Origin of the sequence: Chryseobacterium sp. Tr-659 (assembly GCF_011752975.1) — a bacterium.
Classification (GTDB): domain Bacteria; phylum Bacteroidota; class Bacteroidia; order Flavobacteriales; family Weeksellaceae; genus Chryseobacterium.
In genome coordinates this window covers 801530-825585 of sequence record NZ_VWWP01000001.1, presented here as the reverse complement: position 1 = coordinate 825585, position 24056 = coordinate 801530, and the positions used below count along the sequence as shown (strand labels likewise).

20 protein-coding genes and 1 pseudogene are annotated in these 24056 nt (G+C 36.7%); 15 read left to right on the top strand and 6 right to left on the bottom strand.

The annotated features are described in order from the left end of the window. Nucleotides 1-27: 27 nt before the first annotated feature. The 3 genes from F3J23_RS03585 to F3J23_RS03575 form a co-directional block, all read right to left on the bottom strand. A complete protein-coding gene (locus F3J23_RS03585; protein ID WP_167024167.1) occupies nt 28-486 on the bottom strand; it encodes a GNAT family N-acetyltransferase in 459 nt (152 codons plus the stop codon). Continuing rightward, nucleotides 486-1490 (bottom strand): AAA family ATPase, encoded by a 1005-nt coding sequence (locus F3J23_RS03580; protein ID WP_167024164.1) that lies wholly within the window; start codon nt 1488-1490, stop codon nt 486-488. Before F3J23_RS03580 ends, F3J23_RS03585 begins: the two co-directional genes overlap by 1 nt. A 203-nt stretch (nt 1491-1693) precedes the next feature. Continuing rightward, nucleotides 1694-2989 carry a hypothetical protein gene (locus F3J23_RS03575; RefSeq protein ID WP_167024161.1) on the bottom strand — a complete coding sequence of 432 codons (1296 nt, stop codon included), beginning with the start codon at nt 2987-2989 and terminating at the stop codon, nt 1694-1696. Nucleotides 2990-3225: 236 nt separating this feature from the next. Between F3J23_RS03575 and F3J23_RS03570 the strand changes: the two genes are divergently transcribed. From F3J23_RS03570 to F3J23_RS03530, 9 genes and pseudogenes are all read left to right on the top strand, one after another. Further along, nucleotides 3226-4566: a peptide-N-glycosidase F-related protein gene (locus F3J23_RS03570; protein WP_167024158.1), complete on the top strand. Its 1341-nt coding sequence runs from the start codon at nt 3226-3228 to the stop codon at nt 4564-4566. A 256-nt stretch (nt 4567-4822) separates the two neighbouring features. After that, the gene (locus F3J23_RS03565) at nt 4823-5293 is read left to right on the top strand and encodes a DinB family protein (protein WP_047095244.1); all 471 of its coding nucleotides are present in this window, start codon (nt 4823-4825) and stop codon (nt 5291-5293) included. 30 nt (nt 5294-5323) lie between these two features. Further along, nucleotides 5324-5717: pseudogene (locus F3J23_RS03560) on the top strand (four helix bundle protein). Between the two features lie 64 nt (nt 5718-5781). Then, nucleotides 5782-6540, top strand: coding sequence for a 23S rRNA (guanosine(2251)-2'-O)-methyltransferase RlmB (gene rlmB, locus F3J23_RS03555; protein WP_167024155.1), 759 nt, complete (start codon nt 5782-5784; stop codon nt 6538-6540). 3 nt (nt 6541-6543) lie between these two features. After that, nucleotides 6544-7665: a serine hydrolase domain-containing protein gene (locus F3J23_RS03550; protein WP_167024152.1), complete on the top strand. Its 1122-nt coding sequence runs from the start codon at nt 6544-6546 to the stop codon at nt 7663-7665. Between the two features lie 14 nt (nt 7666-7679). Then, nucleotides 7680-8729: a DUF6263 family protein gene (locus F3J23_RS03545; protein WP_167024149.1), complete on the top strand. Its 1050-nt coding sequence runs from the start codon at nt 7680-7682 to the stop codon at nt 8727-8729. Nucleotides 8730-8795: 66 nt separating this feature from the next. After that, nucleotides 8796-9029 (top strand): hypothetical protein, encoded by a 234-nt coding sequence (locus F3J23_RS03540; protein WP_167024145.1) that lies wholly within the window; start codon nt 8796-8798, stop codon nt 9027-9029. A gap of 31 nt (nt 9030-9060) precedes the next feature. Next, nucleotides 9061-11601, top strand: a complete 2541-nt coding sequence (locus tag F3J23_RS03535; RefSeq protein ID WP_167024142.1) for a YfhO family protein — start codon at nt 9061-9063, stop codon at nt 11599-11601. Nucleotides 11602-11673: 72 nt separating this feature from the next. Further along, entirely contained in the window at nt 11674-12975 is a 1302-nt protein-coding gene (locus tag F3J23_RS03530; RefSeq protein ID WP_167024139.1) for a glycosyltransferase family 4 protein, read from the top strand. 95 nt (nt 12976-13070) lie between these two features. On the opposite strand, the gene F3J23_RS03525 is transcribed toward F3J23_RS03530, so the two are convergent. Then, nucleotides 13071-13715 (bottom strand): hypothetical protein, encoded by a 645-nt coding sequence (locus tag F3J23_RS03525; RefSeq protein ID WP_167024136.1) that lies wholly within the window; start codon nt 13713-13715, stop codon nt 13071-13073. 178 nt (nt 13716-13893) lie between these two features. On the opposite strand from F3J23_RS03525, the gene F3J23_RS03520 reads away from it, so the two are divergent. Both F3J23_RS03520 and tssD read left to right on the top strand, forming a co-directional pair. Further along, a complete protein-coding gene (locus F3J23_RS03520) occupies nt 13894-14877 on the top strand; it encodes a YpdA family putative bacillithiol disulfide reductase (protein ID WP_167024133.1) in 984 nt (327 codons plus the stop codon). Nucleotides 14878-15026: 149 nt separating this feature from the next. After that, nucleotides 15027-15431, top strand: coding sequence for a type VI secretion system tube protein TssD (tssD, locus tag F3J23_RS03515; RefSeq protein WP_167024130.1), 405 nt, complete (start codon nt 15027-15029; stop codon nt 15429-15431). Between the two features lie 84 nt (nt 15432-15515). Here the strand turns inward: tssD and F3J23_RS03510 are convergent, their stop codons facing one another. Beyond that, a complete protein-coding gene (locus tag F3J23_RS03510) occupies nt 15516-16697 on the bottom strand; it encodes an MFS transporter (protein WP_167024602.1) in 1182 nt (393 codons plus the stop codon). A 287-nt stretch (nt 16698-16984) separates the two neighbouring features. On the opposite strand from F3J23_RS03510, the gene F3J23_RS03505 reads away from it, so the two are divergent. From F3J23_RS03505 to F3J23_RS03495, 3 genes are all read left to right on the top strand, one after another. After that, nucleotides 16985-17863 (top strand): helix-turn-helix domain-containing protein, encoded by an 879-nt coding sequence (locus tag F3J23_RS03505; RefSeq protein ID WP_167024127.1) that lies wholly within the window; start codon nt 16985-16987, stop codon nt 17861-17863. 89 nt (nt 17864-17952) lie between these two features. Further along, nucleotides 17953-19893, top strand: coding sequence for an oleate hydratase (locus F3J23_RS03500; RefSeq protein ID WP_167024124.1), 1941 nt, complete (start codon nt 17953-17955; stop codon nt 19891-19893). Between the two features lie 42 nt (nt 19894-19935). Further along, entirely contained in the window at nt 19936-20832 is an 897-nt protein-coding gene (locus tag F3J23_RS03495; RefSeq protein WP_167024122.1) for a 3-hydroxyacyl-CoA dehydrogenase, read from the top strand. 91 nt (nt 20833-20923) lie between these two features. On the opposite strand, the gene F3J23_RS03490 is transcribed toward F3J23_RS03495, so the two are convergent. Beyond that, complete coding sequence (locus tag F3J23_RS03490) at nt 20924-22597, bottom strand: glutamine--tRNA ligase/YqeY domain fusion protein (RefSeq protein ID WP_167024119.1); 1674 nt, start codon at nt 22595-22597, stop codon at nt 20924-20926. A 153-nt stretch (nt 22598-22750) separates the two neighbouring features. Between F3J23_RS03490 and F3J23_RS03485 the strand changes: the two genes are divergently transcribed. Beyond that, entirely contained in the window at nt 22751-23881 is a 1131-nt protein-coding gene (locus F3J23_RS03485) for an alpha/beta hydrolase (protein ID WP_167024116.1), read from the top strand. Nucleotides 23882-24056: the final 175 nt, after the last annotated feature.

Here is a 24056-nt window from a genome sequence, read left to right as displayed (position 1 = left end):
TTACAATCTTTAACTCTAACCTCCTTCTTAATTCTTAAACTCAATGGATACATTCAACCATTCATCATCAAATTTCGGACTGTATTTTTTATAGAAATTGATTGCGGGTTCATTCCAGTTCAATACCTGAAATACCATTCCGTTATAATTATTTGATGTACCGTATTCCAATGTTGCATCAAAAAGTTTTTTTCCGATCTGTTTTCCCCTCAGTCTTTCTGTTACAACAAGGTCTTCCAGATATAACCTTCTTCCTTTCCATGTTGAATATCGGTCATAATACAATGATATTCCAACGATTTCTCCTTCAAATTCTGCTACGAAAGCTCCCCATACAGGAGAAGGTCCGAATCCGTCTTCAATAAATTCTTCAAGAGTTACAGTAACTTCGTGTAATGCTTTTTCGTATTCTGCCAATTCTTTGATGAGCTCCAACATGGAAGCACAGTCCTTCTGAACTGCTTTTCTTATGATTACATCACTCATTATGGTGCCTGGATTTTTGCTAAAATTCTGTTAATAATTTCTTCTGTTGAAATTTCTTCTGCTTCTGCCTCAAAGGTTAAGCCCATTCTATGTCTGAGCACATCTTTGGCCAATGCTTTTACATCTTCAGGAATTACAAAAGCCCTTCCTTTTAAAAACGCATAAGCTCTTGAGGCGATAGCCAGGTTTATAGAAGCTCTTGGAGAAGCTCCGAAGCTGATATAATTTTTAAGATCGGATAATCCGTAATTTTCAGGATAACGGGTTGCAAAAACCATATCCAGGATATATTTTTCTATCTTCTCATCCAGATAAATCTGATTGATCAGTTCTTTGGCATCTACAATATCCTGAAGAGAGATCACAGGTTTCACAGTCGGCTGATGTGAAGTGGAAACCATTCTCATTACTTGTCTTTCATCTTCAAAAGCAGGATAATCTATAGTGCATTTCAGCATAAAACGATCACTCTGTGCTTCTGGTAAAAGATAAGTACCTTCCTGATCAATCGGGTTCTGTGTTGCCAGTACCAGAAACGGTTTCGGAAGCTTCATGGTTTCATCGCCTATGGTTACCTGTTTTTCCTGCATTACTTCAAGAAGAGCAGACTGCACTTTTGCCGGTGCACGGTTGATCTCATCTGCAAGTACGAAATTAGCGAATACAGGTCCTTTTTTTATAGAGAAATCATTGTCTTTAATATTGTAGATCATTGTTCCCACTACGTCTGCAGGAAGTAAATCCGGCGTAAACTGAATTCTTGAGAACTCACCATGAACAGCATCTGCCAACGTTTTTATCGCAAGAGTTTTAGCCAGCCCCGGCACTCCTTCAAGAAGAACGTGGCCATTCCCCAAAAGCCCGATTAAAAGACGGTCTATCATGTATTCCTGCCCAATGATAACTTTGTTGATTTCCTGTCTCAGAAGAGAAAATAAGTAGTTTTTTTCTTTTACTTTTTCCGTCAATTGACGGAGATCTTCTGCTTGATATGTATCTGACATAGCTTGATTTAAAATAAGTGGTAAATTTCTGATAAATACTTGCATTAATCAACACAATGAATGCCATTTTTGAGTTAAAGTTTGTTAAATATTCCGGGTTTAATGCGCTATTCTTAAAAATAAATAAAAAATGTTGCACCTTACCGGCACAACATATTCATTTTCAAATACTAAATAAATGAAAGAACAATCTCTTATAGATCTTAAAGTTTTGTAATCGTAATCGTAAATGTATTTTCCGGAACATCTACAGTTTCTTCGTAAGATCCTATATTTATGTAATATTCAGTGCCTGCTGTTGTTGTAATTGTCTTCGTTTCAGCTCCGCCTCCACCGGCATTATCTACCGTACTCACGCATACAAGATTAGTACACGTTCCACTGTAAATTCCCATCTGAGGATCAAACCCACTACCTGAAGGCATTGTGATTTTAATTGTAAACTGACCTCCGTCTCCTATAAATTTAAACCAGGTCCCATCATTCATCGCATCAGGACAAACATTGATAAACCCCGAATTATTTGTTGCAGATATGGCATCATCCTGTGTATAGGTATATGGAAAAGCTGATGCTAGTAAAGCTCCTGAACATGCGTCATTCACCGGCACAGGAGGTGCGGTTTTAAAAGTAAATTCCATACAGCCGGAAGATTCTATACCGGATGATACCGCAGCAACTCTTATATAATGACTAGTAGTTGCAGCAAGCGGTGTTGAAGGTGTAAAATTCGAACTTGTTACAATCTGTTGGTTGACAACATCCGTACCTCCCGGACTTGTTCCTATGGAAACTTTGTAAGAATCCGCTCCTGAAACAGGGAACCATTTGATATCTGGAGATAAAGGAACATTAACGGCATTATTAACAGGATAAATGGTAAAAGGACATGCGGGTGCAGACTTTGGAAGCAGTCCGGAAATTGTAACTGACGATTTATAATCTGCTCTTATACCTCCCGGAGGAGCCGAAGGATCAATCACTGCGCGGTCCCCTTTATAGTAAAGCGTTGAATAAGGAAGGTGTGAATACACATGAAAGGCCTCATCAAAATTATTAATATCGATACTTGGAGCATTCTCACGTGCAGCAATTACAAGGTTATCCGTATTGTTGTAAGCAAACGGTGTAGTAAAAGTAATCTCAACCTTATTACTATTTCTGGTTACGGTTCCTGTAAACACCTGAGATAGTTGTGTGGCCGGAATCCAGTCTGTACCTGATGCAAAAGATGATTTTGATGTATGCCCAAGATAAACCGTCCAATCCGAAGAATCGGTAATAGTTGCGGAAGGATCCAGATAAAATGTAAGACCTGTAATATTTCCAGCAGCATCAGCATTGATTTCCTGCTTAGGATATATCTGCTGTACGTAAGAGTATGAAAAGAAACTGCTTACCGGAGCAGTTCCTACATTCAGACTTCCTGTATTTAAATTAATCTGAGCATTCAGATATACCCCTGCAAACAACAAAGACAAAAGTAAAATTCTTTTCATTATTAATAATATTAACTTTGGATATAATGCTAATTTAATAATAAAATATCGATTTTTATAATAAAAGAATATCATTCACAATAAATACAAAATACCAATCAATAATTAATTAAAAAACAGCATTTCATTTAAAATTTTTAAACACAAAATAATAAAAATCACAAATACCAAAAACAAACATAATAAATACCAATTTTAAATACATATTTAATATATTTACAATAAATACCAATGATATGTATAAAAGACTATTTTTTTTAAGTCTCTTTTCTGCAGCTCTGTTCGAATCACAAACTACCACCATGACGACTCTGATTTCAGATGCTGTTTATTATGATGGCTATGCAACCACAGTATCAACGCCTGTTCCTCCAGGCTTAATCAGGTTGGGAAATACAAGATATGCAAGAAAACTTACTGATGCTGAACTTGATTCTTTTAAAGCAAAAATCGCCATGAGAGTTACCATTGGTGCTTTATGTGACAACTATGATCGTCTGGGAGAGGTTTATCTGGCTATGGTTCCCAAAAACCAATCTACTTACACATTAAATGACCCCAATGTAAAAAGAATTGAAGCCGCGAGATACATTACTCCGTTTATGAACAAAAACCGCTCTCCTATAGAAGTTCCTTACACTTATGATATCAGCAACCTTTATAACGTATTTCACGATACGGGATTACGCAGCAGCTACGATCTGTATATGGAACTGGATGTCTTCGGTGTGCCGTATGCAGCACAAACTGAGGTTGCGGGGTGCTCCGGAAGAAACGATGTTTTTTCAGGAACCCTGACTTTCTTTTCTACCAATGAAGGAGCCACACCCACAGATTACAATACAATTACGCCTATTTTAACTTATAACAGACTCAACAACTATAATAATAATACCGACGTTGCCGGTGAAACAGTAAGAATCGTCAGTTTCAACCTGCCTGATCCTGTCTCCAATGCCCGTTTCGTAGTTATATCCACTCCTCATGGTGCCAATACCGGAGGTGAAGAATATATACGAAGACAGAATTATACTTATATAGATGATGTACAGGTACTCACTTATACCCCGGGAGGAATTTCCTGCGAACCCTACAGAGTTTACAACACACAAGGCAACGGAATATACGGAGCCGCCCCAAAGACGCTCGAAGGATGGACCTCTTGGAATAACTGGTGCCCAGGCAATGCTGTTCCTATAAGAGGATTTACCCTAACCAATATGACTGCGGGAAATCATACTTTAAAACATACGATACCCACCGCTGTTTTCAATCAGCAGCAAGGAGAAGTCTATCTATCCGTATATATGCAGGGGAAAAGCAATACCGTTCTGGAGGTAAAAGATATTAAGACTATAGATGTTTCCGTTTACCCCAATCCTACCTCAGATTTCGTCAATATAAAATCCAAAGATGATGTGGCTTCGATAGCTCTTTTCAGTATAGATGGAAGAAAACTTGCTGAAAATTACAGAGAAAACGGAATGGATCTTTCAAAGTACAGTTCCGGGGTTTACTTTTTACATATTGTATTAAAAGGCGGAATAAGTTTTAAACATAAAATCATTAAAAAATAAAAAAAGTACAGATCTGTATAATCAGAAAAATGATAAAACCTCTCCATGAAAAAACTCAGGAGAGGTTTTATTTTGTGGATTAAAAATAGATATAAAACTCAATTCAAATTTAGAATTTCAGTTAAAAATATTATAAGCTGAAGCATAATTCACTCTTTTTGGGAATCATTAAAAAATTTTAACGTGAATCCTTTACCCAAAAAAATTGTCATTTCCAGTTTATTAAACTATTTTTGGTGATTAAAATTTCGGCAAAATGAATTATCATTTTCAAGCACACAGACAGGTAAGAAAGAACCTTTTAGACATCCTGCAGAATACTTCCCATGAGGATCTTCTGCTGATTCCGGATGGTTTCAACAACAATATCTACTGGAATATCGCCCATACAGTTGCCACACAGCAGCTTCTGCATTATTACCTTAGCGGAAATCCTTTCCGTATTGATAAATATTGGATTGAAACTTACAAAAAAGGAACTTTACCCAACTTAAATGTTCAAAAATCCGAAGTAGAAGATCTTGAGTTCTTGCTTACAGAAACTTCAAAGATTTTAATGAAAGATTATGACAGTGATTTCTTTTCAGATTACACTCCTTATACCACAAGTTTCGGAATGGACCTGAAAAGCATCCAGGATGCCATTATCTTCAACAACATGCATGAAAGCCTTCACTACGGTTATGTGATGGCACAGAAAAGAGCAATTTTAGGAGAGAAGTATTAATTCAAGGTTTAAAACTTAAAGTTTAAGGCTATGGGAACAATTAATAGATTTGAGGATTTAGAGATTGGGAAATTGTCCCGGCAGTTATGTAATGAAATTTACAGTATCATTGAATCTACTAACCTGAAGAATAATTTTAAACTTAGCAATCAAATTGATGGTTCTTCACGATCTGTAATGGATAATATTGCTGAAGGATTTGAAAGAAATGGAAACGGAGAGTTTATACAATTTCTTTCTATTTCGAAAGCTTCTTGTGGAGAACCCAGATCGCAACTGTATAGGGTTTCTGACAGAAATTTTATTTCACAGGAAAAATTTGAAACATTAATTGAGCAGACAGGAAACTTTAAGTAAGAAGATCAGCTCTTTTATAAAATATTTAAATACAACAGATTTAAAGGGAACAAAGTACAAAACATAAATTTCAAACTTTAGTCAGTAAGTTTTGAACTTTAAACTTTGAACCTTAAACATAAAATAATAAGATGACAGATAAAAAAGACGATTTTATTTTCGGGCTGCGTCCCGTGATTGAAGCAATTGAAGCGGGAAAAACGATTGACAAGATCTTTGTGCAGAATGCACTTCAGGGTCCTATTTATGCTGAACTGAAAGCCATTTTAGCGAAAAATAAAATCCGTCCCAATTACGTTCCGGTTGAAAAACTGAACCGTTTCACGAGAAAAAACCACCAGGGAGTGGTTGCTTTTATTTCGGATGTTCCGTTTCATAAAGTGGAGGATATTGTTCCTCAGTTATTTGAGCAGGGAAAAACGCCTTTCCTTTTGATTCTGGACAGACTTACGGATGTCAGAAACTTCGGAGCCATCTGCAGAACCGCAGAATGTGTAGGAATTGATGCTGTAATTATTCCTGAAAAAGGAGCTGCACCCATCAATTCTGATGCAATAAAAACTTCAGCCGGAGCCATCTATAATATTAAAATATGTAAGGAAAATAACCTTGCACATACTGTAGACTTCCTTCAGCAAAGTGGAATTTCCGTATATGCGGCCAGCGAAAAAGCACAGAAATTAATCTACGATGCCAATTTCACGGAGCCATGTGCAATTGTGATGGGAAATGAAGAAACGGGAATTTCTAAAGAAGTTCTGCATCATGCTGATGAAAAAATAAAACTTCCTATTGAAGGAAAAACCCAATCTCTTAATGTTTCTGTAGCATGTGGAGCAATTTTGTATGAAGCGGTAAGACAGAAGATGGCTGTAATACCTAATTCTTAAACCATGGAATTAAAAATTCTTTTACCATTATTTCTTGCACCCTTTTTATTGGATGCACAAATGAAAAAGATTCCTACGGATAACCGTCTTACCACTGAACTTGATAAGATGGTCCAGAAGGAAGCTCTTGCTTATATGAAAGATCCTGCACGTGTAGGAATTTCAATAGGTGTTTTCAAGGATGGTAAAAGTTATTTTTACAATTACGGAACAACGGAAAGAGGAAAATCTGAACTTCCCACTTCCCAAAGTTTATATGAGATTGCTTCCATTACTAAAACCTTTACCGGAACACTTCTGGCACATGCTTTAGTAGATGGAAGAATTAAAATGGATGATGATATCCGGAAATATTTAGATGGGAATTATCCCAACCTTGAGTTTGATAAACATCCGATAACCATTAGCAATCTTACCAATCATTCATCAGGATTGCCACAGTTTTTGCCAGACCAATCCGAGACATTTAAAAAGCCAATGGACTCTGTTGCCATTGCTCTGTCTGATTTTTATAAAAACTATTCAAAAAAGAAGTTTTATGAAGATCTCCATCAGGCTAAATTAAATTTTGTTCCTGGAACAGAGTATAAATATTCCAATGTAGGAACACAGATTGCCGGAGATATTCTGGAAAAAGTATATCATAAAAGCTATACAGACCTGCTTTCGGAATACATCACCGGACCTTTGAAAATGAGCCAGACCATTGTTGGTACGAATTCTGCACAGCTATTGACCTGTTATAATGAAAAGGGAAAGGTAATGCCCAGAAACTTTACCACCATCATGGCTCCTGCAGGCGGAATTATTTCCACAACAGGAGATCTGGTGAAATACATGCAGTATCAGCTGAATGAAAGGGATTCCTATGTAAAGGCATCCCATACTCCTTTTGTGAAAAGTGAAGGAGATGCGATCGGATTATACTGGAGAATACACACTTATGAAGACGGAACCCGAACAGTTTATCATACGGGAGGTACATTTGGTTTTTCAAGTGTGCTTCAGATTTATCCGTCAAAAAATATGGGAGTTGTTGTTTTGTCTAATGAATCAGACGGCGAGTCTCAGGGAAAACTGCATGATATAGCAGATAATTTAATAAGAAACAGTAGTAAGAAATAAAATTAAAAAATCAAATGAAGAACATTGCAGCGCTTGCGCTTCTATCATCAATAGCTTTAGTATCTTGTAAAAAAGAGACAGCAAAAATCACGAAAGTAGATCCTAAAACAGGAAAAACGGTTACTGTAGAAGTTCCGGCAGACTCTGTGGCAAAAGTTGCAGAAAACCCTGCTATCAAGGATTCTGCGGGAGTTATTACCCAAACTTTCAAGCTTGAAAAAGGAAAGACCTATCCGCTTACCACTTACCAGAGAGATGTGAAAACTATGACAGATCCTCAGGGTAAATCCATTACAGCAACCAGTGAATCTACAGATGAAATGAATTTCGTCGTTAATGATATTAAAGGAAACGTATATGAAATGACACTTAACCTTGTTGCCAAGAGAAACTCTCAATCTGCCCAGGGTAAAACGGTAGTAGTAGATACAAAGCTTCCTTTGCCTAAGGAGGATGATCTTAAAATGATCTGGAATGTAAACAAAGCTCTTACCGGAAACAAGCTTCAGATGAAGATGGATATGAAAGGGAATGTAATTTCTATTACAGGATTTGATGCAGTCTATACAAAAGTAGGGAATGCTGTTGGAACCCTTATTAAAGATGCAAATGAAAAAGCTAGTGTAGTAGCAAGCCTTAAAGAATCTTTCAATGAAAAGGTATTGAAAGATCAGTTTCATAAGAATTTAATGATCATTCCTAAAAAAGGAGTGAAAATAGGTGAAAAATGGTCTACTTCCGAAAATGCAGATCCAAGCGGAAGCGTGAAAGTAACCTCTAATTATGTGCTGAAAAGCTTAGGAAACGGTACTGCAGAGATCTCTGTAACCGGAGGTATTCCTAAGAAAACGGAAAAGAAAGCTCAGGGGCCTATTACCCACAGTCTGAGCAGCGAATTGGTTCAGAACGGAACCATTAAGTTTGACGAAAATACAGGATGGATTACCAACCAGAATATCAACGTAAAAACAACACAGATTGAAACGATTTCAGACGGAAAACAGTCTCAGTCTATGAAAAGCGTTTCCAATTCTTCCGTAATGGTAAATCCTTCTGCGAAATAACTGAAGTAAATGCACTCAGGGTTTAAACTAAAAATATTAAACCCTGAACTTTAAATTTAAAAAATTATGAAGTACATTCTTGAGTTAGTACTCACTGCTATTATTTTATTCTTTGTCTGGAATATTCTGAAAAGAATTTTCTTTAAGACATTCTACAGCTATCGTTTTAACAATAATGATAACCAGAATAATAAGCAGCAGGATCTACACAACTCGAATAAGAATAACAAACAGAACCTCAACTGGGATGCAGAAACTGTAGACTACGAAGAGGTGAAAGAGAGTAATGACAAAAGGTAAAAATTCCAAGAAATAAAAGATAATAACCAGCATGGCAAAAAATAAAAACTTAATTTATATTGCAGTTTCATTAGTAGTATTTATAGTTTTAGCATTTTTATATTCCACCCCTGTATTTACGGGAAAACAGCTTTTCCAGCATGATATCGTTCAGTACAGAGGAGGAGCTAAAGAACTGCTCGACTATAGAGCCAATACCGGCAGTGAAACCTACTGGAGTGACTCCATGTTCGGGGGAATGCCCACTTATCAGATGGGAAGCCAGTTCAAAGGAGACATCATCAAAAAAATCGACAGCAATCTGAATTTCCTGCCAAGGCCGGTTAATTATCTCTTCCTGCTTTTTGCAGGTTTTTTCCTTTTGGGAATGGTAGTGGTAAGAAACTGGAAATATGCCTTATTAGGCGCCACTTTCTTCGGGCTTTCCACTTATTTTTATATTATTATTGCGGCAGGACATAACGGTAAAGTAAATACCATTGAATATTTTGCACCGCTTTTAGCCGGAATTTTACTGGTTTATATCAGAAAACAATACATCTGGGGATTCATTGTCACCACCCTTTTCATGGGACTTCAAATTGCGGCCAACCACCCACAGATGACCTATTATCTGTTTCTGGCATTAGGATTCTTATTCCTGTCTGAACTGGTAAGAGCAATCCAGAAAAAGACTCCGATGAAGCATTTCCTTATTTCTTCAGGAATTATTGCTGCATCTTGTATCATTGGAGTTGGAATGAACTCTCAAAGAATCATGGCCAATTCCGAATATGTAAAAGAAACCGTTCGTGGAAAACAGATCTTAGCGAACGACAGCCATACTTCAGGAAAATCCGGAATGGATAAGGAAAGCATGCTAATGTGGAGCTATGGAAAACTTGAAACATTAAACCTTTTCATCCCAAGATTAATGGGAGGCGGTAGCCAGGAGCCGGAAGGAAAGGAAATGATGAACAGAGTTCAGGAGCTTGTTCAGGAAAATGTAGGTTCCCAGGCTGAAATGGACAGAATTTCAAAAGGGTTCAGCGGAATGACCTATTGGGGAGACCAACCAGGAACTTCAGGACCTGCTTATCAGGGGGCTATTGTATGTTTCCTGGCTGTTTTAGGATTTTTCTTTGCTTCAAAAAAATACCGTTACTGGATTCTGGGAGCTTCCATTCTTACCGTTTTACTGGCCTGGGGAAGCAATTTCATGCCGTTATCTGATTTCTTTATAGACTACGTTCCGTTTTACAGCAAATTCCGAGCGCCTTCATCTATCCTGGTAGTGGTAGAGTTATTATTCCCTTTAATTGCTATTTTAGGATTATACAGATTCTTTACCGATGAAAAGTTGACGGAAGAATACAAACAGAAGATCCTTCTTTATGTAACCGGAGGAACATTAGGTCTGTTACTGATCCTTTTGGTATTCGGAAAATCTTTATTAGGATTTTCTACGGAAGGAGAAAAAACTTACTTCCCTCCTTTCTTACTTGATTATCTGGTAGACGAGAGATATAAATTATTCAGAATAGATGCGATAAAAGCATTCATTTATGTTGCAATTACTGCAGCTGCTTTATTCTTAACTTTAAAGAAAAAACTTAGCCAGAATATTGCTTTGGTAGTGATTGGAGTTGTTAGTTTATTTGATCTTTGGACCGTAAACAAACGATATCTGAATGATGAAAACTATGTTGATAAAATTTTTGCTGAAAATCCGTTCCAGACGGAAAGTTCAGATCTATTGGCAGAAAAAGTTCAGGGAAATCCGAATTTAGAATCGATTATATCCAATGTAAATATTAATAAAACATTGGAGACCATTGCTGACAAAGATAAGAACCATTATAGAATCTACAATCAGACTTTAGGAGTAACCAGTGAAACGAACACTTCCTATTTTAAAGCTTCAATTGGCGGTTACCATGCTGTAAAATTGAGAAGATATGATGATCTTCTTAATGAATATATCAATAATGCAGATAGTGTAAAAACACCTAAAGTATTAAACTTACTGAACACAAAGTATATGATTTTCGGAGGCCCGGATCAACCACAAGTCGTTCCAAATCCAAAGGCTAACGGAAACGCATGGTTTGTAAGTGATTTAAAGTTTGTAGACACTCCTAATGAAGAAATTAAATCTATTGGTGTAATTGACAGCAAGAAAACAGCTGTTATAGCATCTTCTGACAAATCTTATTTTGATAACAAACCTGTTCAGGCAGATTCTGCAGCATTTATTAATCTTATAAAATACCAGCCTAATGAGCTGGAATTCAAATCCCAATCGAAAACACCTCAGCTAGCCGTATTTTCTGAAATTTATTATCCACATGGGTGGAAAGTTCTGATTGACGAAAAAGAAGTTCCATACATTAAAGCAGATTATTTACTAAGAGCGGTTCATGTTCCTGCAGGAAGCCATCATATCAGAATGGTTTTTGAACCTGAAGTGATTGAAAAAGGAAAATGGATCTCACTTTTATGCTTCGGATTATTTATTATACTGGCAGCATTTGGACTTTTCTGGATGAATAAAAACAAGAAAAAAGAAATTTTAGCTGAACAAAAAGCTTAAATAATATTGCGCTTTGTCATTCTTCACTGCGCTCCGCTTCGTTCAGAATGACAAGGACCATTAACTTAAAAAATGGAACAGAAGAAAATACTGATTATCACCTATTACTGGCCTCCTGCGGGAGGTCCTGGTGTTCAAAGATGGCTGAAGTTTGCAAAATATCTGCCTGATTTCGGCTGGAAACCCATCATCTATACTCCGGAAAATCCCAGCTATCCGTTATTAGATGAAAGTCTAATGAAAGATGTTCCCGAAAACATTGAAATCGTTCGAACAAAAATATGGGAACCTTATCAGCTGGCGGAAAAATTAAATAAAAGCAATAAAAAGTTCAAGGCCGGGCAGTTTGATGTCGGCAAAAATCAAAGCTGGAAATCCAGACTTTCTATCTGGGTACGGGGAAATTTCTTCATTCCTGATGCAAGGGTATTTTGGGCAAAACCTTCCATTCAGTTTCTGGAAAAATATCTGAAAGAAAATAAAATAGATACCATTGTAACTTCCGGTCCGCCCCACTCGCTTCACCTGATAGGGTTAGGTCTGAAAGATAAACTCCCGGATTTGAAATGGATTGCCGATTTCCGAGATCCCTGGACGGAAATTTCGTATTATAAACATCTGAAGCTGACAAAAAGTTCTGATAAGAAACACAGACAGCTGGAAAGTGCAGTATTCAAAACGGCTGATATCACCCTGGCTACAAGCTATACAGATGCGGAGAATTTCCGAAAAGCAGGAGCAAATGCTGTTTGCATCACTAATGGATTTGATGAGACTGATGCAGGTGAAAAAACAGCAATACAGAAAGATGAATTAACGCATAAAGGTCAATTTACATTAAGTTATATCGGAGTTCTGGAGCAGCTCAGAAATCCTGAAAATCTTTGGAAAGTACTTGATGAGCTGGTGAAAGAAAATAAAGAGTTTTCAAAACATTTCAGCTTAAAATTTGTGGGAAGAATAGATGATAAGATTCTCCAATTAATAGAAAATTCAAGTCTGAAGAATCATATCCTGAATCTTGGTTATCTTTCTCATGGAAGAGCGGTGGAAGAAATGCAGAATTCTCAACTTCTTCTCATCACCAACTTTCCGAATGAATCATCAAAAGGAATTATTCCGGGAAAAATATTTGAATATCTGGCTTCCGGAAAACAGATTCTTTCATTCGGTCCGGATGAGGCTGATGTAGCTAAAATCTTAACGGAGACACAGGCAGGAAAGCATTTCAGCTATGATGAGACTCAAGCTGTGAAAGGATTCATCCTTGAAAAATTTAATCTCTGGAAAAGCGATTCTCTTGTTGAAAATACCCAGCATATTGAACAATTCTCAAGAAGAAATCTTACCCGTCAACTGACCGAAATTTTATAAAAAAGCGGGAACTTGGAATTATTACTGGTTTTAATTGCCTTACAGACTCTTAAGCTTTAGCTTCCAACTTCCCGCTTTCAATGTTCTATTTCTTATTAAATCGTCCACTGATCATTTACTACCGCTATTAAATAGTATTTTCCCTGGAATTCTTCAAATACAAAACGAACTGTTTTCCAATCCATCCCTCCATACTTTTCTGTTCCTTTGATGTAGTTTTCCGTGAAATCATTATTAGGATAAACTTTTGGTAAATTATTCAGAGAATTCCCTCCTCCGATGAATTTATTCAGTGAATATTGCGAGGCTGTAAAATCTTTAGAAAACACCCATTGGCTGAGATAATCATTGATCGTTGCTTTATAAGGATCTCCTGAACCGTCATGCGCTCCCCAGGTAAACAATGTTTTAGTAGGTTGATATTTTTCAAAATCAGCTTTGGAAAAATGTTTATCTTCTTTCGGGTCCACATAAGCATACATTGAAAAACGAATTCCTTTTTCCGGATGGATCAGTGAGATAAATGTCTTATAATCTTTATTTTTCAAAGCCTGCAAAACCTCATCATTGGTTTGCTTTAAAGTTGTCTCTTTAGCTTCTTTATTCTGGGCTGTTGTAACAGCATTCTTTTCTTTTGACTGCGCCATTGAATCAATTACATTAGGAACGGGTTTCTGCACCTCTTTCTTACAGGCTATAACCGCACTTAAAACGAATAGTGAAATAATCAGTTTTTTCATATTTTCAATTTTGTAATTGGTAGAAAGTACCAAAACTGATGCCAAGTAGGGAAGTAGATTGCGGATCATGGATTTGTTAATTCCTATCACCCATTGAAAGTGAAGAATGAAGAGTAAAAATTGTAAGGAACGAAATTTTATAATTCATAATTGAAAATTTACATCGTACCTTTGGGCTATGGAAATTTTGGATATTCTCATTATCGGAGCCGGCCCTATCGGATTAAACTGTGCGATTGAGGCTCAAAAAAACAACCTTAGTTATTTGATCATAGAAAAAGGAACCATTGTCAACTCACTATACAATTATCCTTTATATATGAGATTCTTCTCTACCGCTGAAAAACTGGAAATTGACGGTATTCCTTTTATTTCTACAGCTCCAAAGCCGGGAAGACAGGAAGCGCTTGAATATTATCAGGGCATTGCCAGACAAAAAAATCTTAATATTCATCTCTATGAAAAGGTGATGAATGTTTCAAAAAACAATGAAATATTTGAAATTGAGACTACAAAATCCCGCTATCAGGCTAAAAATATAGTGATTGCCACCGGCTTTTATGACATTCCCAACCTCATGAATATTCCCGGCGAAGATCTTCCTAAAGTAAAACATTATTATACCGAACCTTATCCTTATGCCAGGCAGAAAGTGGTGGTAGTGGGATCAAGTAATTCGGCAGTGGATGCCGCTCTTGAAACCTACAGAAAAGGAGCTGAAGTTACCATGATTATTCGTCATTCCGAAATTTCAAAAAGCGTGAAATATTGGGTAAAACCTGACATTGAAAACAGAATAGCAGAGGGAAGCATCAAGGCTTATTTTAATTCCGAAATGATAGAGATTAAAGAGAATTCTGCTGTTTTCAAAGATGAAAATCATCAGATTCATGAAATCGAAAATGATTTTGTTCTGGCCATGACCGGCTATCTCCCAGATTTTGATTTCCTGAAAAAATCAGGAATAGAACTAAATGGAGATTGTCTGAATCCTTTCTACAACTCTGAAACTATGGAAACCAACATTTCCAATCTTTATCTTGCAGGAGTCGTGTGCGGAGGGAAAGATACGCATCTCTGGTTTATTGAAAACTCAAGGATCCATGCAGAAATGATTATCAGTAATGTGATTTCGAAAATGATAAGAAATGAAAATATTTAATAAGTTTACTTGTTGTACAGAAAATTCAGACCTAACCTTCTCTCTAACGGATTAAAAATTCTGATTATTTTTTTGTTGGTGTTACAAATACTTCTATTTTTGATATAAAATAACTAATCTCAAAGTATTAACTATTAAAACTACCAGCCATGGCAGAAAGAAATTCAAGAGGAATTTTAAAATTCAATAACGGTGAGGGTCAAAAGCTGTTAAAGCTTAACTATACGGTATCCAGATCTATAGACGTATCCGGACGTGTAGCATCTGATCCTTCCAATGCATTAATCAAAATTACAGTAGAAGCTACCGATAAAGCAGATATTCTTGAAAGCTTACTCAACGGAAAATACAAACCGACAGTAGGTGAAATAACATTCAACAAATCTCATGAAGAAGGTACTTTAACCACTATAAAATGGACTAACGGATACGTAATTCAGCATGAAGTGGAATTTGATGCGGTGGACAGCAACAGTATGTACATCAGCTTTGTGGTAAGTGCCGAGCAGATTGATATGGGTACCTCTTCTTATTACGGAGGATGGCCTTCTTAAGTTCAGATCAATAACAATATTATAAAAATAACCCAGCTGTATTTCAACTGGGTTATTTTTATTTTAAATCAATAAGCTTATCTCTTATATAAGCTCTTTCTCCTTTTTATCTTTGTCCTTAAGCATCCACGGAACAATGAAATAAAAGGCAATAGCAATACCTGTTGCCAATACACCCGTTCCGATCCATAAGGTATTGAAACCTAATTTTTCTGCGATCATTGTTCCTATATATGGAGTGATAATAAATGCTATTGAGAATGACATTCCATTCAATCCCATATAAGCTCCTTTATTGTTTTCTCCCGAACGTAATGCTGTAATCGTTGACATAAAAGGAAGAGTCCATATTTCGCCCACACAAAGCAATGTCATAGACAGTACAAGAGTAATCATACTGTAATCGAAAGCCAGCATTGCATAGGAAATTCCACAGAGGAAAGTTCCGATCAGCATGGTAAAAGCTAATGTAAAATATTTCTCTGCAATCTGCACCAGCCCCATTTCAAGCAATACAATCAGAAAACCACTGTATCCTAAAATATAGCCTATATTTTGCTGGCTCATATGAGCAGTATCCTTATAGAAGATGGTCAGCGTACTGAACAACTGGAAGAAACATATGGAAAACAACATGCAGAATCCACAGTAAATCAAAAATTTGCTGTCGCGGTAAGGCGAGTTTTCTTTTTTTATCTCAATGACTTCTTTTACTTTCTTTGCTTTCAGTTTGGCTAATCTTGCACGGTCTTTAAAGAACCAGATATACATCAATCCTGCTAACAATGCAGCCAGCGCATTACTGAAAAACAGAAATTCATAGGAAATCGCAGATAAAATTCCTCCTAATGCAGGTCCAATAGAAAAACCAAGATTCACCGCCATACGATTCAGAGAAAAGGCCCGGGTAATATTCTCAGGTCTGGCATATTTTGTAATTGCCACCGAGTTTGCGGGACGGAAGGTTTCACTTACAATACTCTGGGCTAAAATAATTCCAGCCAATCCTGCTTCTGTTGTAAAAAGCGGAATCAGACAGAATAAAGGAACGCTAAGCAGCAAACTTAGGCTCTGTACTCTGTATTCTCCAATTTTATCGGTGATCATACCTCCAAACCATGATCCGATGACCGAACCTATTCCAAAAAAGCTCAGTACAATTCCTGAATTTTCAATACTAAAATGCAAATGATTCGTCATATAAACTCCCAGAAACGGAAGTACCATAGAACCGGCTCTGTTGATGAGCATTACCAACGCCAGCATCCAACTCTCCTGCGAGAGTCCTTTAAAAGAACTCGTATATACGTTAATTAGTCTCACAATAATATTTTGGGGGAAATTTGAAAGTGCAAAGTTAGATAAAATAGCTCAAACCCCTTTATTTAAAACGTTTTTTAACATTCGTAAAAACGAGTAGTCATTGTATCTGAAAAATAAGTTTTTTATAAGATAAAGGTCAAAAGCTTTTATAAAAATCGTAAATTGCAGTAACAATAAGGCTTTCAGACTGTAATTTCTGAAAAAAATAAAATTTTAACCAATACGTAAGCATGATAACCTACGAAAATTTACATGATACGCTATCCTTTTACAGTATTGACTGCCGCCAATCCTATTATATTTCCTCGGGAAAACCCATCTTTGATTTTCCAAAAACACCTTTCAGAATGGATTATTATGCTGTATGTATCTGTACAGCGGGTGAGATCAGCATTGAAATAGATCGTCAGAAATATAAAGTAACCACCCATAGCTTTCTTATTGCTGCCCCTTCTACTATTGTAAAATTCCTGAAAACCAGTGAAGATTTTATGATGAAACTGTTATTCTTTGACAAAAATTTTCTGATCAAAAATATTTCCAATCCTTTCATTATTGAAAAAATGAACATTTTCTCCGAAGGCTCATACAGCATTGTAAAAACTTCTCCCAAAAACTCCTCATTGTTGCAAAACCTTCTTGATTATCTTAAAAAGAAATCCAGGAAACAAGGGAAATTTACAGAAGAAATTATCCGTACTATTATTTTTAATCTATTACTGGAGGCTGCAGAGATCATGGAGAAAGATAATACTGCCAATCCGGAAAAAGAAGAAGGAAAAAAAGATCTTTATCTGAAATTCGGTAAGCTCATCCGTGAAAACATCAGACAGCAAAGAACGGTTCAGTATTATGCAGATCAGCTTTGTGTCTCGAATAAATATCTTATTGAGATCATTAAAAAAGCCAGTGGTAAAACACCTCATGAAGTCATCAATGAAGCTCTTCTGAAAGAAGCATATGTGATGCTTGGAAATCCTGAAATGACCATTTCGGAAGTTGCTTTTGAGCTTCAGTTTAACTCTGCTTCAGCCTTCGGCCGCTTTTTCAAAAAACAGACTTTACTTTCCCCTTCCGAATACAGGATACAGGAAAATATCCAGTCATAAGAATTTGGGGATAGTAATTCTGACATTGGGGATATATGTCGCTTTCTGAATAGAGGTACCTTTATAATGTTAATTAAAAACAATACAAAATGAGTACGATCAATTCAAAATTCGATAACGTTTTAAATGCCTCTGACCAGTTTGGGAACGTAAACCACGAACCGGATTCAAGTAAAGAAGTTCAGATTAACACTCCTGAAAAAACAATGCCTTTTTCCGACCAGATCGGAAATTACCAGCGTAACAAGGGTATTCCTTTACAGTCTTACGAAAACAGTAAAATCTATATTGTAGGAAGCGGAATCGCAGGAATGTCTGCTGCTTACTACTTCATCCGTGACGGCCATGTTCCCGGGAAAAATATTATTTTCCTCGATCAGCTTACTATTGAAGGCGGATCTTTGGACGGAGCCGGTAATGCAAAAGACGGCTATATCATCCGTGGAGGAAGGGAAATGGACATGACTTATGAAAATTTATGGGATATGTTCCAGGACATTCCTGCTTTAGAACTTCCAGCACCTTATAGCGTGCTTGATGAATACCGTCTTGTTAATGATAATGATCCGAATTATTCAAAAGCCAGATTGATCCACAATCAAGGACAGATCAAGGACTTCAGCAAATTCGGACTGGAAAAAAAAGACCAGCTGGCTATTGTTAAACTTCTACTGAAGAAAAAGGAAGAGCTGGATGACCTTAGTATTGAAGATTATTTTTCTGAATCATTTCTTAACAGTAATTTCTGGTTCTTCTGGCGTTCCATGTTCGCCTTTGAAAACTGGCACAGCTTACTGGAACTGAAACTGTATATGCACAGATTCCTTCATGCTATTGACGGAATGAAAGACTTTTCATGTCTGGTATTCCCTAAATATAACCAGTATGACACTTATGTAACACCATTGAAAAACTTCCTGGTAGAAAAAGGAGTACAAATCCAGTTTAATACTTTAGTAAAAGATCTTGACATCCATATTGATACGGAAGGGAAAACCGTGGAAGGCATCATCACCGAACAGAACGGAGAAGAAGTAAGAATACCTATCGGTAAAGATGATTATGTTATTGTGACTACCGGATCTATGACGGAAAGTACTTTCTACGGAGACAACAATACTGTTCCTGAAGTTACTATAGACAACAGCAGTGCGGGACAAAGCGCAGGATGGAAGCTATGGAAAAATCTGGCTGCGAAATCTGAAGTATTCGGAAAACCTGAAAAATTCTGCAGCCATATTGAAAAATCTTCATGGGAATCTGCAACATTAACGTGCCGTCCTTCCGCCTTCACTGAGAAACTGAAAGAACTGTGTGTTAATGATCCATATTCCGGAAGAACAGCAACAGGAGGAATTATTACCATTACAGACTCTAACTGGGTAATGAGTTTTACCTGCAACAGACAACCACACTTTCCTACTCAGCCTGATGACATTCTTGTAGTCTGGGTATATGCTTTATTAATGGATAAACAAGGAAATTACGTTAAAAAAACAATGCCCGAATGTACAGGAAACGAAATCCTTACTGAATTATGCCATCATCTCGGAATAGCAGATCAGCTGGACAATGTTATAGAGAACACAATTGTACGTACCGCATTTATGCCTTACATTACCTCTATGTTTATGCCGCGTGCCCAGGGAGACCGTCCGAGAGTAGTTCCTGAAGGATGTAAGAATTTAGGATTGGTAGGCCAGTTCGTTGAAACCAATAATGACGTTGTTTTTACCATGGAAAGTTCTGTGAGAACAGCAAGAATAGCCGTCTATAATCTTCTTAATCTCAACAAGCAGGTTCCGGATATCAATCCGCTGCAGTATGACATCAGACATTTATTGAAAGCGACTCAGGCTCTAAATGACTATAAACCATTCTTAGGTGAAGGGATTTTAAGAAAAATATTAAAAGGAACTTATTTTGAACATATTCTGGTAAACCGTCCGGAAGAGAAAGAGGAACATGAATCTTTCATCATGGAACAGGTGGGTAGATTCCAAGATTGGATCAAAGGAGTGAAAGGCTAAAATATAAGTTTAAAAAGTTTTTTAAAAATTAAAATAAATCTCATGGATTTTAAAAATATAACGATAGCAGGAAGTGGTGTATTAGGATATCAGATTGCCTTTCAGACTGCATATCATGGATTCAAGGTTACCGTTTATGATATCAATGACGAAGTCTTGGAAAAAGCTAAAAATAAATTCACAGCATTAAGTGAAGCTTACAAACAGGATTTGAAGGCCACAAAGAAACAGCTTGATGCAACTTTCAATAATATCAGTTATTCCTCTGATCTTGCGGATGCAGTAAAAGATGCCGATTTATTAATAGAAGCCGTTCCGGAAGATCCGGCCATCAAAACAGAATTCTATCATAAGCTTGCTCAGGTCGCACCGGAAAAAACAGTGTTTGCAACCAACTCTTCTACCCTTCTTCCCAGTGAGTTTGCAGAAGCAACAGGAAGACCGGAGAAGTTTGTAGCACTTCATTTTGCCAATGAGATCTGGAAACACAACACCGGAGAGATTATGCGTCATCCGGGAACTTCTCAGCAAGTTTTTGATGCTGTTATTCAGTTTGCAAAAGATATCGGAATGGTGGCATTGCCTATCTACAAAGAACAACCGGGATATATTGTGAATTCACTACTTGTTCCTTTACTGGGAGCTGCGGTTAACCTTTGGATTGATGAGGTTTCAGACGTAGAAACAATTGATAAAACATGGATGGTTGCCACAGGAGCTCCGGTAGGTCCGTTTGGGATTCTTGATGTTGTAGGAATTACTACAGCTTATAACATTAATAAAATGGAGGCTGAAGAAACTCAGGATCCATTAAAGATCAAAGCTGTTGAAAAATTGAAAGAAGAATATATAGACAAAGGAAAATTAGGAGTTCTGACTGGTGAAGGATTTTATAAATATCCTAATCCAGCATATCAGAACAAAGACTTTCTAAAATAAAACTTCAGTATTTTAAACTATTAAAAACAGAAAAGCAGGACTTGTGCTAAGTCCTGCTTTTCTTTATTATTGATCTGTTTATTCCTGAGAATTATTCAGGCTTATAAGAATCTTTTAAAGTTACCGTACGGTTAAATACCAAAGCCTCTTCTGTAGAATCCTGATCTTTGGTGAAATATCCGATTCTCTGGAACTGAAGTGGTTCCCCAACAGCTACATCTTTCAGAGCCGGTTCAGCAAAACCTTTTACTGTAGTTACAGATTCAGGATTGATGAAATTAAGGAAATCTACATCTTTTTCAGCATCAGGCTGTTCTACTGTAAACAGTTGATTATAGATTCTCACTTCCACAGGGATTGCATGTTTTGCAGATACCCAGTGTAAAGTTCCTTTTACTTTTCTCAAACTTTCTTCTGTTCCGCTTCCGGATTTACTCTTCTCATCGTAAGTAGCATAGATGGTAGTGATCTCACCATTCTCGTCCTTCTCTACTCTTTCAGCTTTAATGATGTAAGCAGATTTCAAACGAACTTCTCCACCTAATTTTAATCTGAAGAACTTATTGTTGGCTTCTTCTTTGAAGTCTTCACGTTCAATATACAATTCTCTTGAGAAAGGAATTTCTCTGGTTCCTGCATTCTCCTGCTCAGGATTATTCTCAGTATCCAGCCATTCTTCCTTGTCTTCAGGATAGTTTTCTATCACTAATTTTACAGGATCTACCACTGCCATTACACGTTTAGCAACCTTGTTCAGGTCTTCACGTACACAGAAATCAAGCAATTGAATCTCAATCAGGTTTTCTCTCTTCGCCACTCCTACTTTCTCAATAAAGTTTCTTATAGCAGTTGGAGTAAACCCTTTTCTTCTCATTCCTGAAATTGTAGGCATTCTTGGATCGTCCCATCCTGTTACCGCTCCCTCAGCTACCAGTCTCTGCAGCTTTCTTTTAGAAGTGATCATATAGGAGACATTCATCCTTGCGAACTCTCTTTGTTTAGGAGCTACTTTGGATTCGTCATATACCTGATCCAGATACCAGTTGTAAAGAGGTCTGTGGTTTTCAAACTCTAATGAACATAATGAGTGCGAAACCTGCTCAAGATAATCAGATTCCCCATGAGCCCAGTCGTACATAGGATAGATCTTCCATGCTGTTCCGGTTCTGTGGTGAGGTCTTTTCAGAATTCTGTACATCACAGGATCACGCATGTTCATATTGGGTGAAACCATATCGATCTTTGCACGAAGAGACATTGTTCCTTCTTCGAACTCTCCGTTTTTCATTCTTTCGAACAGATCCAGAGATTCTTCTATCGGACGGTTTCTATATGGAGATTCCACTCCCGGTTCTGTAGGATTTTTCCTTTGTTCTGTAATCACTTCAGATGGCTGCTCATCTACATACGCTTTTCCATCCCTGATCAATTGTACGGCCCACTCATAAAGCTGCTGGAAGTAGTCTGATGCATACAATTCTTTATCCCATTTAAAACCTAGCCATTCAACATCTTTTTTGATAGAATCTACGAATTCCTGTTCTTCTTTTTCAGGGTTCGTATCGTCAAAACGAAGGTTTACGGGAGCGTTGTATTTTTCACCCAGTCCGAAGTTGATACAAATAGCTTTTGTATGCCCTACGTGCAGGTAGCCATTCGGTTCAGGGGGAAAACGGAAACGGATCTGATCTCTTTTCAGACCATTTGCCAGATCATCTTCAATAATTTGCTCAATAAAATTGAGTGATTTTTTTTCTTCTTCCATTAAATTAGCTTTTATTTTTTAGCAAAAAAAGTTGTACAAAGTTAAGGAAAAATAAGCGTTTTTGAAAGTGATAATTTAAAAGCCTTATTTACTGTAATTCAGTATTTTTCATTAATTTAGAGAAAGCTAAAACCATTTTACCAATTATCACTTATGGCCGTTTATATCTTAAGCAACCGGAAAATCATTCGTCATAAAGGTGAAAGAGTAGATTCTTTTTCTAATGATGAATACTCCATTCCTAATTTCAGGATTGCAAAATGTGATTTTGATAATTACAAAGAACCTACTGCGCAGGCCAAAAAGAAAAAAGATTACACCAACAGAAACATTCTAAATTATAAATTATTCTCTGAACCTGAAAAGCAGGGTTATGAGGATGTTCTTGATGTTCTTTTGAGTGAAAAAGGTATTAAAAAATCACCTCTTACCGCCAATAATCTTGGTGGCACCCAAAAGCTTTTTTATGAATTATACAAAAATATGTCTTCAACTAAAGACAGGAGCGATGTATTGATCTTCATTCATGGTTATTTGTATGACTTTGATGATGAATTAAAAGCTATTCTTGATCTTAAGAAAATATTCATTGATAATCCCGCCTCTCCTGTAGAACATATTTTATTTGTGAGCTGGCCGGCTTCAAGCAGCATTATTCCGTTAAGTTATTTTGACGATAAAGCTTCCAGTATCAATTCCGGAGCATCACTGATGAGGCTGTTCTATTTTTACACTCAGTTTTTAAAAGATATTTTTTCCAACCGGGATCTTGTGCCCTGCAACCAAAGAATTCACATCATGGCCCATTCCATGGGAAACAGAGTACTCCAAAGTATGCTGTACAGCCTTAAAAGAGAAAATATATTGCGGGTCATTGATCAGGTTTTACTGCTGAATGCTGACGTAAGCTATAAAGTATTTGAAGATGCTGAAGATTCATTTAATAAACTCCCGTTATTAGCCAACAGAATTTCCATTTATTTAAACAGGCAGGATGCTGTTCTTGGAATATCCCAGTTTACGAAAAACATTCTTACCCCAAGACTCGGAAAAAATGGGCCTAGTGACATTTCTTCTTACAAAGACATCGTCTCGATTATTGACTGTACACTTGTAAAAGATGATATTCTGACCGGTTTTAAATATGAGGTAGGAAATCATTGGGGATACCTTTCCAGCTCGCAGGTACAGAATGATATTTTTCAGAATTTATATGGTATTGACAGGAACCTTATCACCAACCGATTAAAAGATAACGAAAATATTTTCACAATTATTTCTTAACAAATAATTAAAAAAAGCCTTACAAAATGAAGCTTATGTTAAAGTTACTCCAACCCTTGGGAATGGCATAAAGATTGCCAATTCATACATTAGAGAATTACAATTTTTTTATCATGGAAAATATTAAAAGAAGGTTTTCTTATATCTTAAACTATATCAAGAAAGCGATTTTCGT

Coding starts and splice junctions, on each gene's coding strand:
- F3J23_RS03585 (WP_167024167.1), bottom strand. CDS start 486: ATGAGTGATGTAATCATAAGAAAAGCAGTTCAGAAGGACTGTGCTTCC.
- F3J23_RS03580 (WP_167024164.1), bottom strand. CDS start 1,490: ATGTCAGATACATATCAAGCAGAAGATCTCCGTCAATTGACGGAAAAA.
- F3J23_RS03575 (WP_167024161.1), bottom strand. CDS start 2,989: ATGAAAAGAATTTTACTTTTGTCTTTGTTGTTTGCAGGGGTATATCTG.
- F3J23_RS03570 (WP_167024158.1), top strand. CDS start 3,226: ATGTATAAAAGACTATTTTTTTTAAGTCTCTTTTCTGCAGCTCTGTTC.
- F3J23_RS03565 (WP_047095244.1), top strand. CDS start 4,823: ATGAATTATCATTTTCAAGCACACAGACAGGTAAGAAAGAACCTTTTA.
- rlmB (WP_167024155.1), top strand. CDS start 5,782: ATGACAGATAAAAAAGACGATTTTATTTTCGGGCTGCGTCCCGTGATT.
- F3J23_RS03550 (WP_167024152.1), top strand. CDS start 6,544: ATGGAATTAAAAATTCTTTTACCATTATTTCTTGCACCCTTTTTATTG.
- F3J23_RS03545 (WP_167024149.1), top strand. CDS start 7,680: ATGAAGAACATTGCAGCGCTTGCGCTTCTATCATCAATAGCTTTAGTA.
- F3J23_RS03540 (WP_167024145.1), top strand. CDS start 8,796: ATGAAGTACATTCTTGAGTTAGTACTCACTGCTATTATTTTATTCTTT.
- F3J23_RS03535 (WP_167024142.1), top strand. CDS start 9,061: ATGGCAAAAAATAAAAACTTAATTTATATTGCAGTTTCATTAGTAGTA.
- F3J23_RS03530 (WP_167024139.1), top strand. CDS start 11,674: ATGGAACAGAAGAAAATACTGATTATCACCTATTACTGGCCTCCTGCG.
- F3J23_RS03525 (WP_167024136.1), bottom strand. CDS start 13,715: ATGAAAAAACTGATTATTTCACTATTCGTTTTAAGTGCGGTTATAGCC.
- F3J23_RS03520 (WP_167024133.1), top strand. CDS start 13,894: ATGGAAATTTTGGATATTCTCATTATCGGAGCCGGCCCTATCGGATTA.
- tssD (WP_167024130.1), top strand. CDS start 15,027: ATGGCAGAAAGAAATTCAAGAGGAATTTTAAAATTCAATAACGGTGAG.
- F3J23_RS03510 (WP_167024602.1), bottom strand. CDS start 16,697: ATGCTGGCGTTGGTAATGCTCATCAACAGAGCCGGTTCTATGGTACTT.
- F3J23_RS03505 (WP_167024127.1), top strand. CDS start 16,985: ATGATAACCTACGAAAATTTACATGATACGCTATCCTTTTACAGTATT.
- F3J23_RS03500 (WP_167024124.1), top strand. CDS start 17,953: ATGAGTACGATCAATTCAAAATTCGATAACGTTTTAAATGCCTCTGAC.
- F3J23_RS03495 (WP_167024122.1), top strand. CDS start 19,936: ATGGATTTTAAAAATATAACGATAGCAGGAAGTGGTGTATTAGGATAT.
- F3J23_RS03490 (WP_167024119.1), bottom strand. CDS start 22,597: ATGGAAGAAGAAAAAAAATCACTCAATTTTATTGAGCAAATTATTGAA.
- F3J23_RS03485 (WP_167024116.1), top strand. CDS start 22,751: ATGGCCGTTTATATCTTAAGCAACCGGAAAATCATTCGTCATAAAGGT.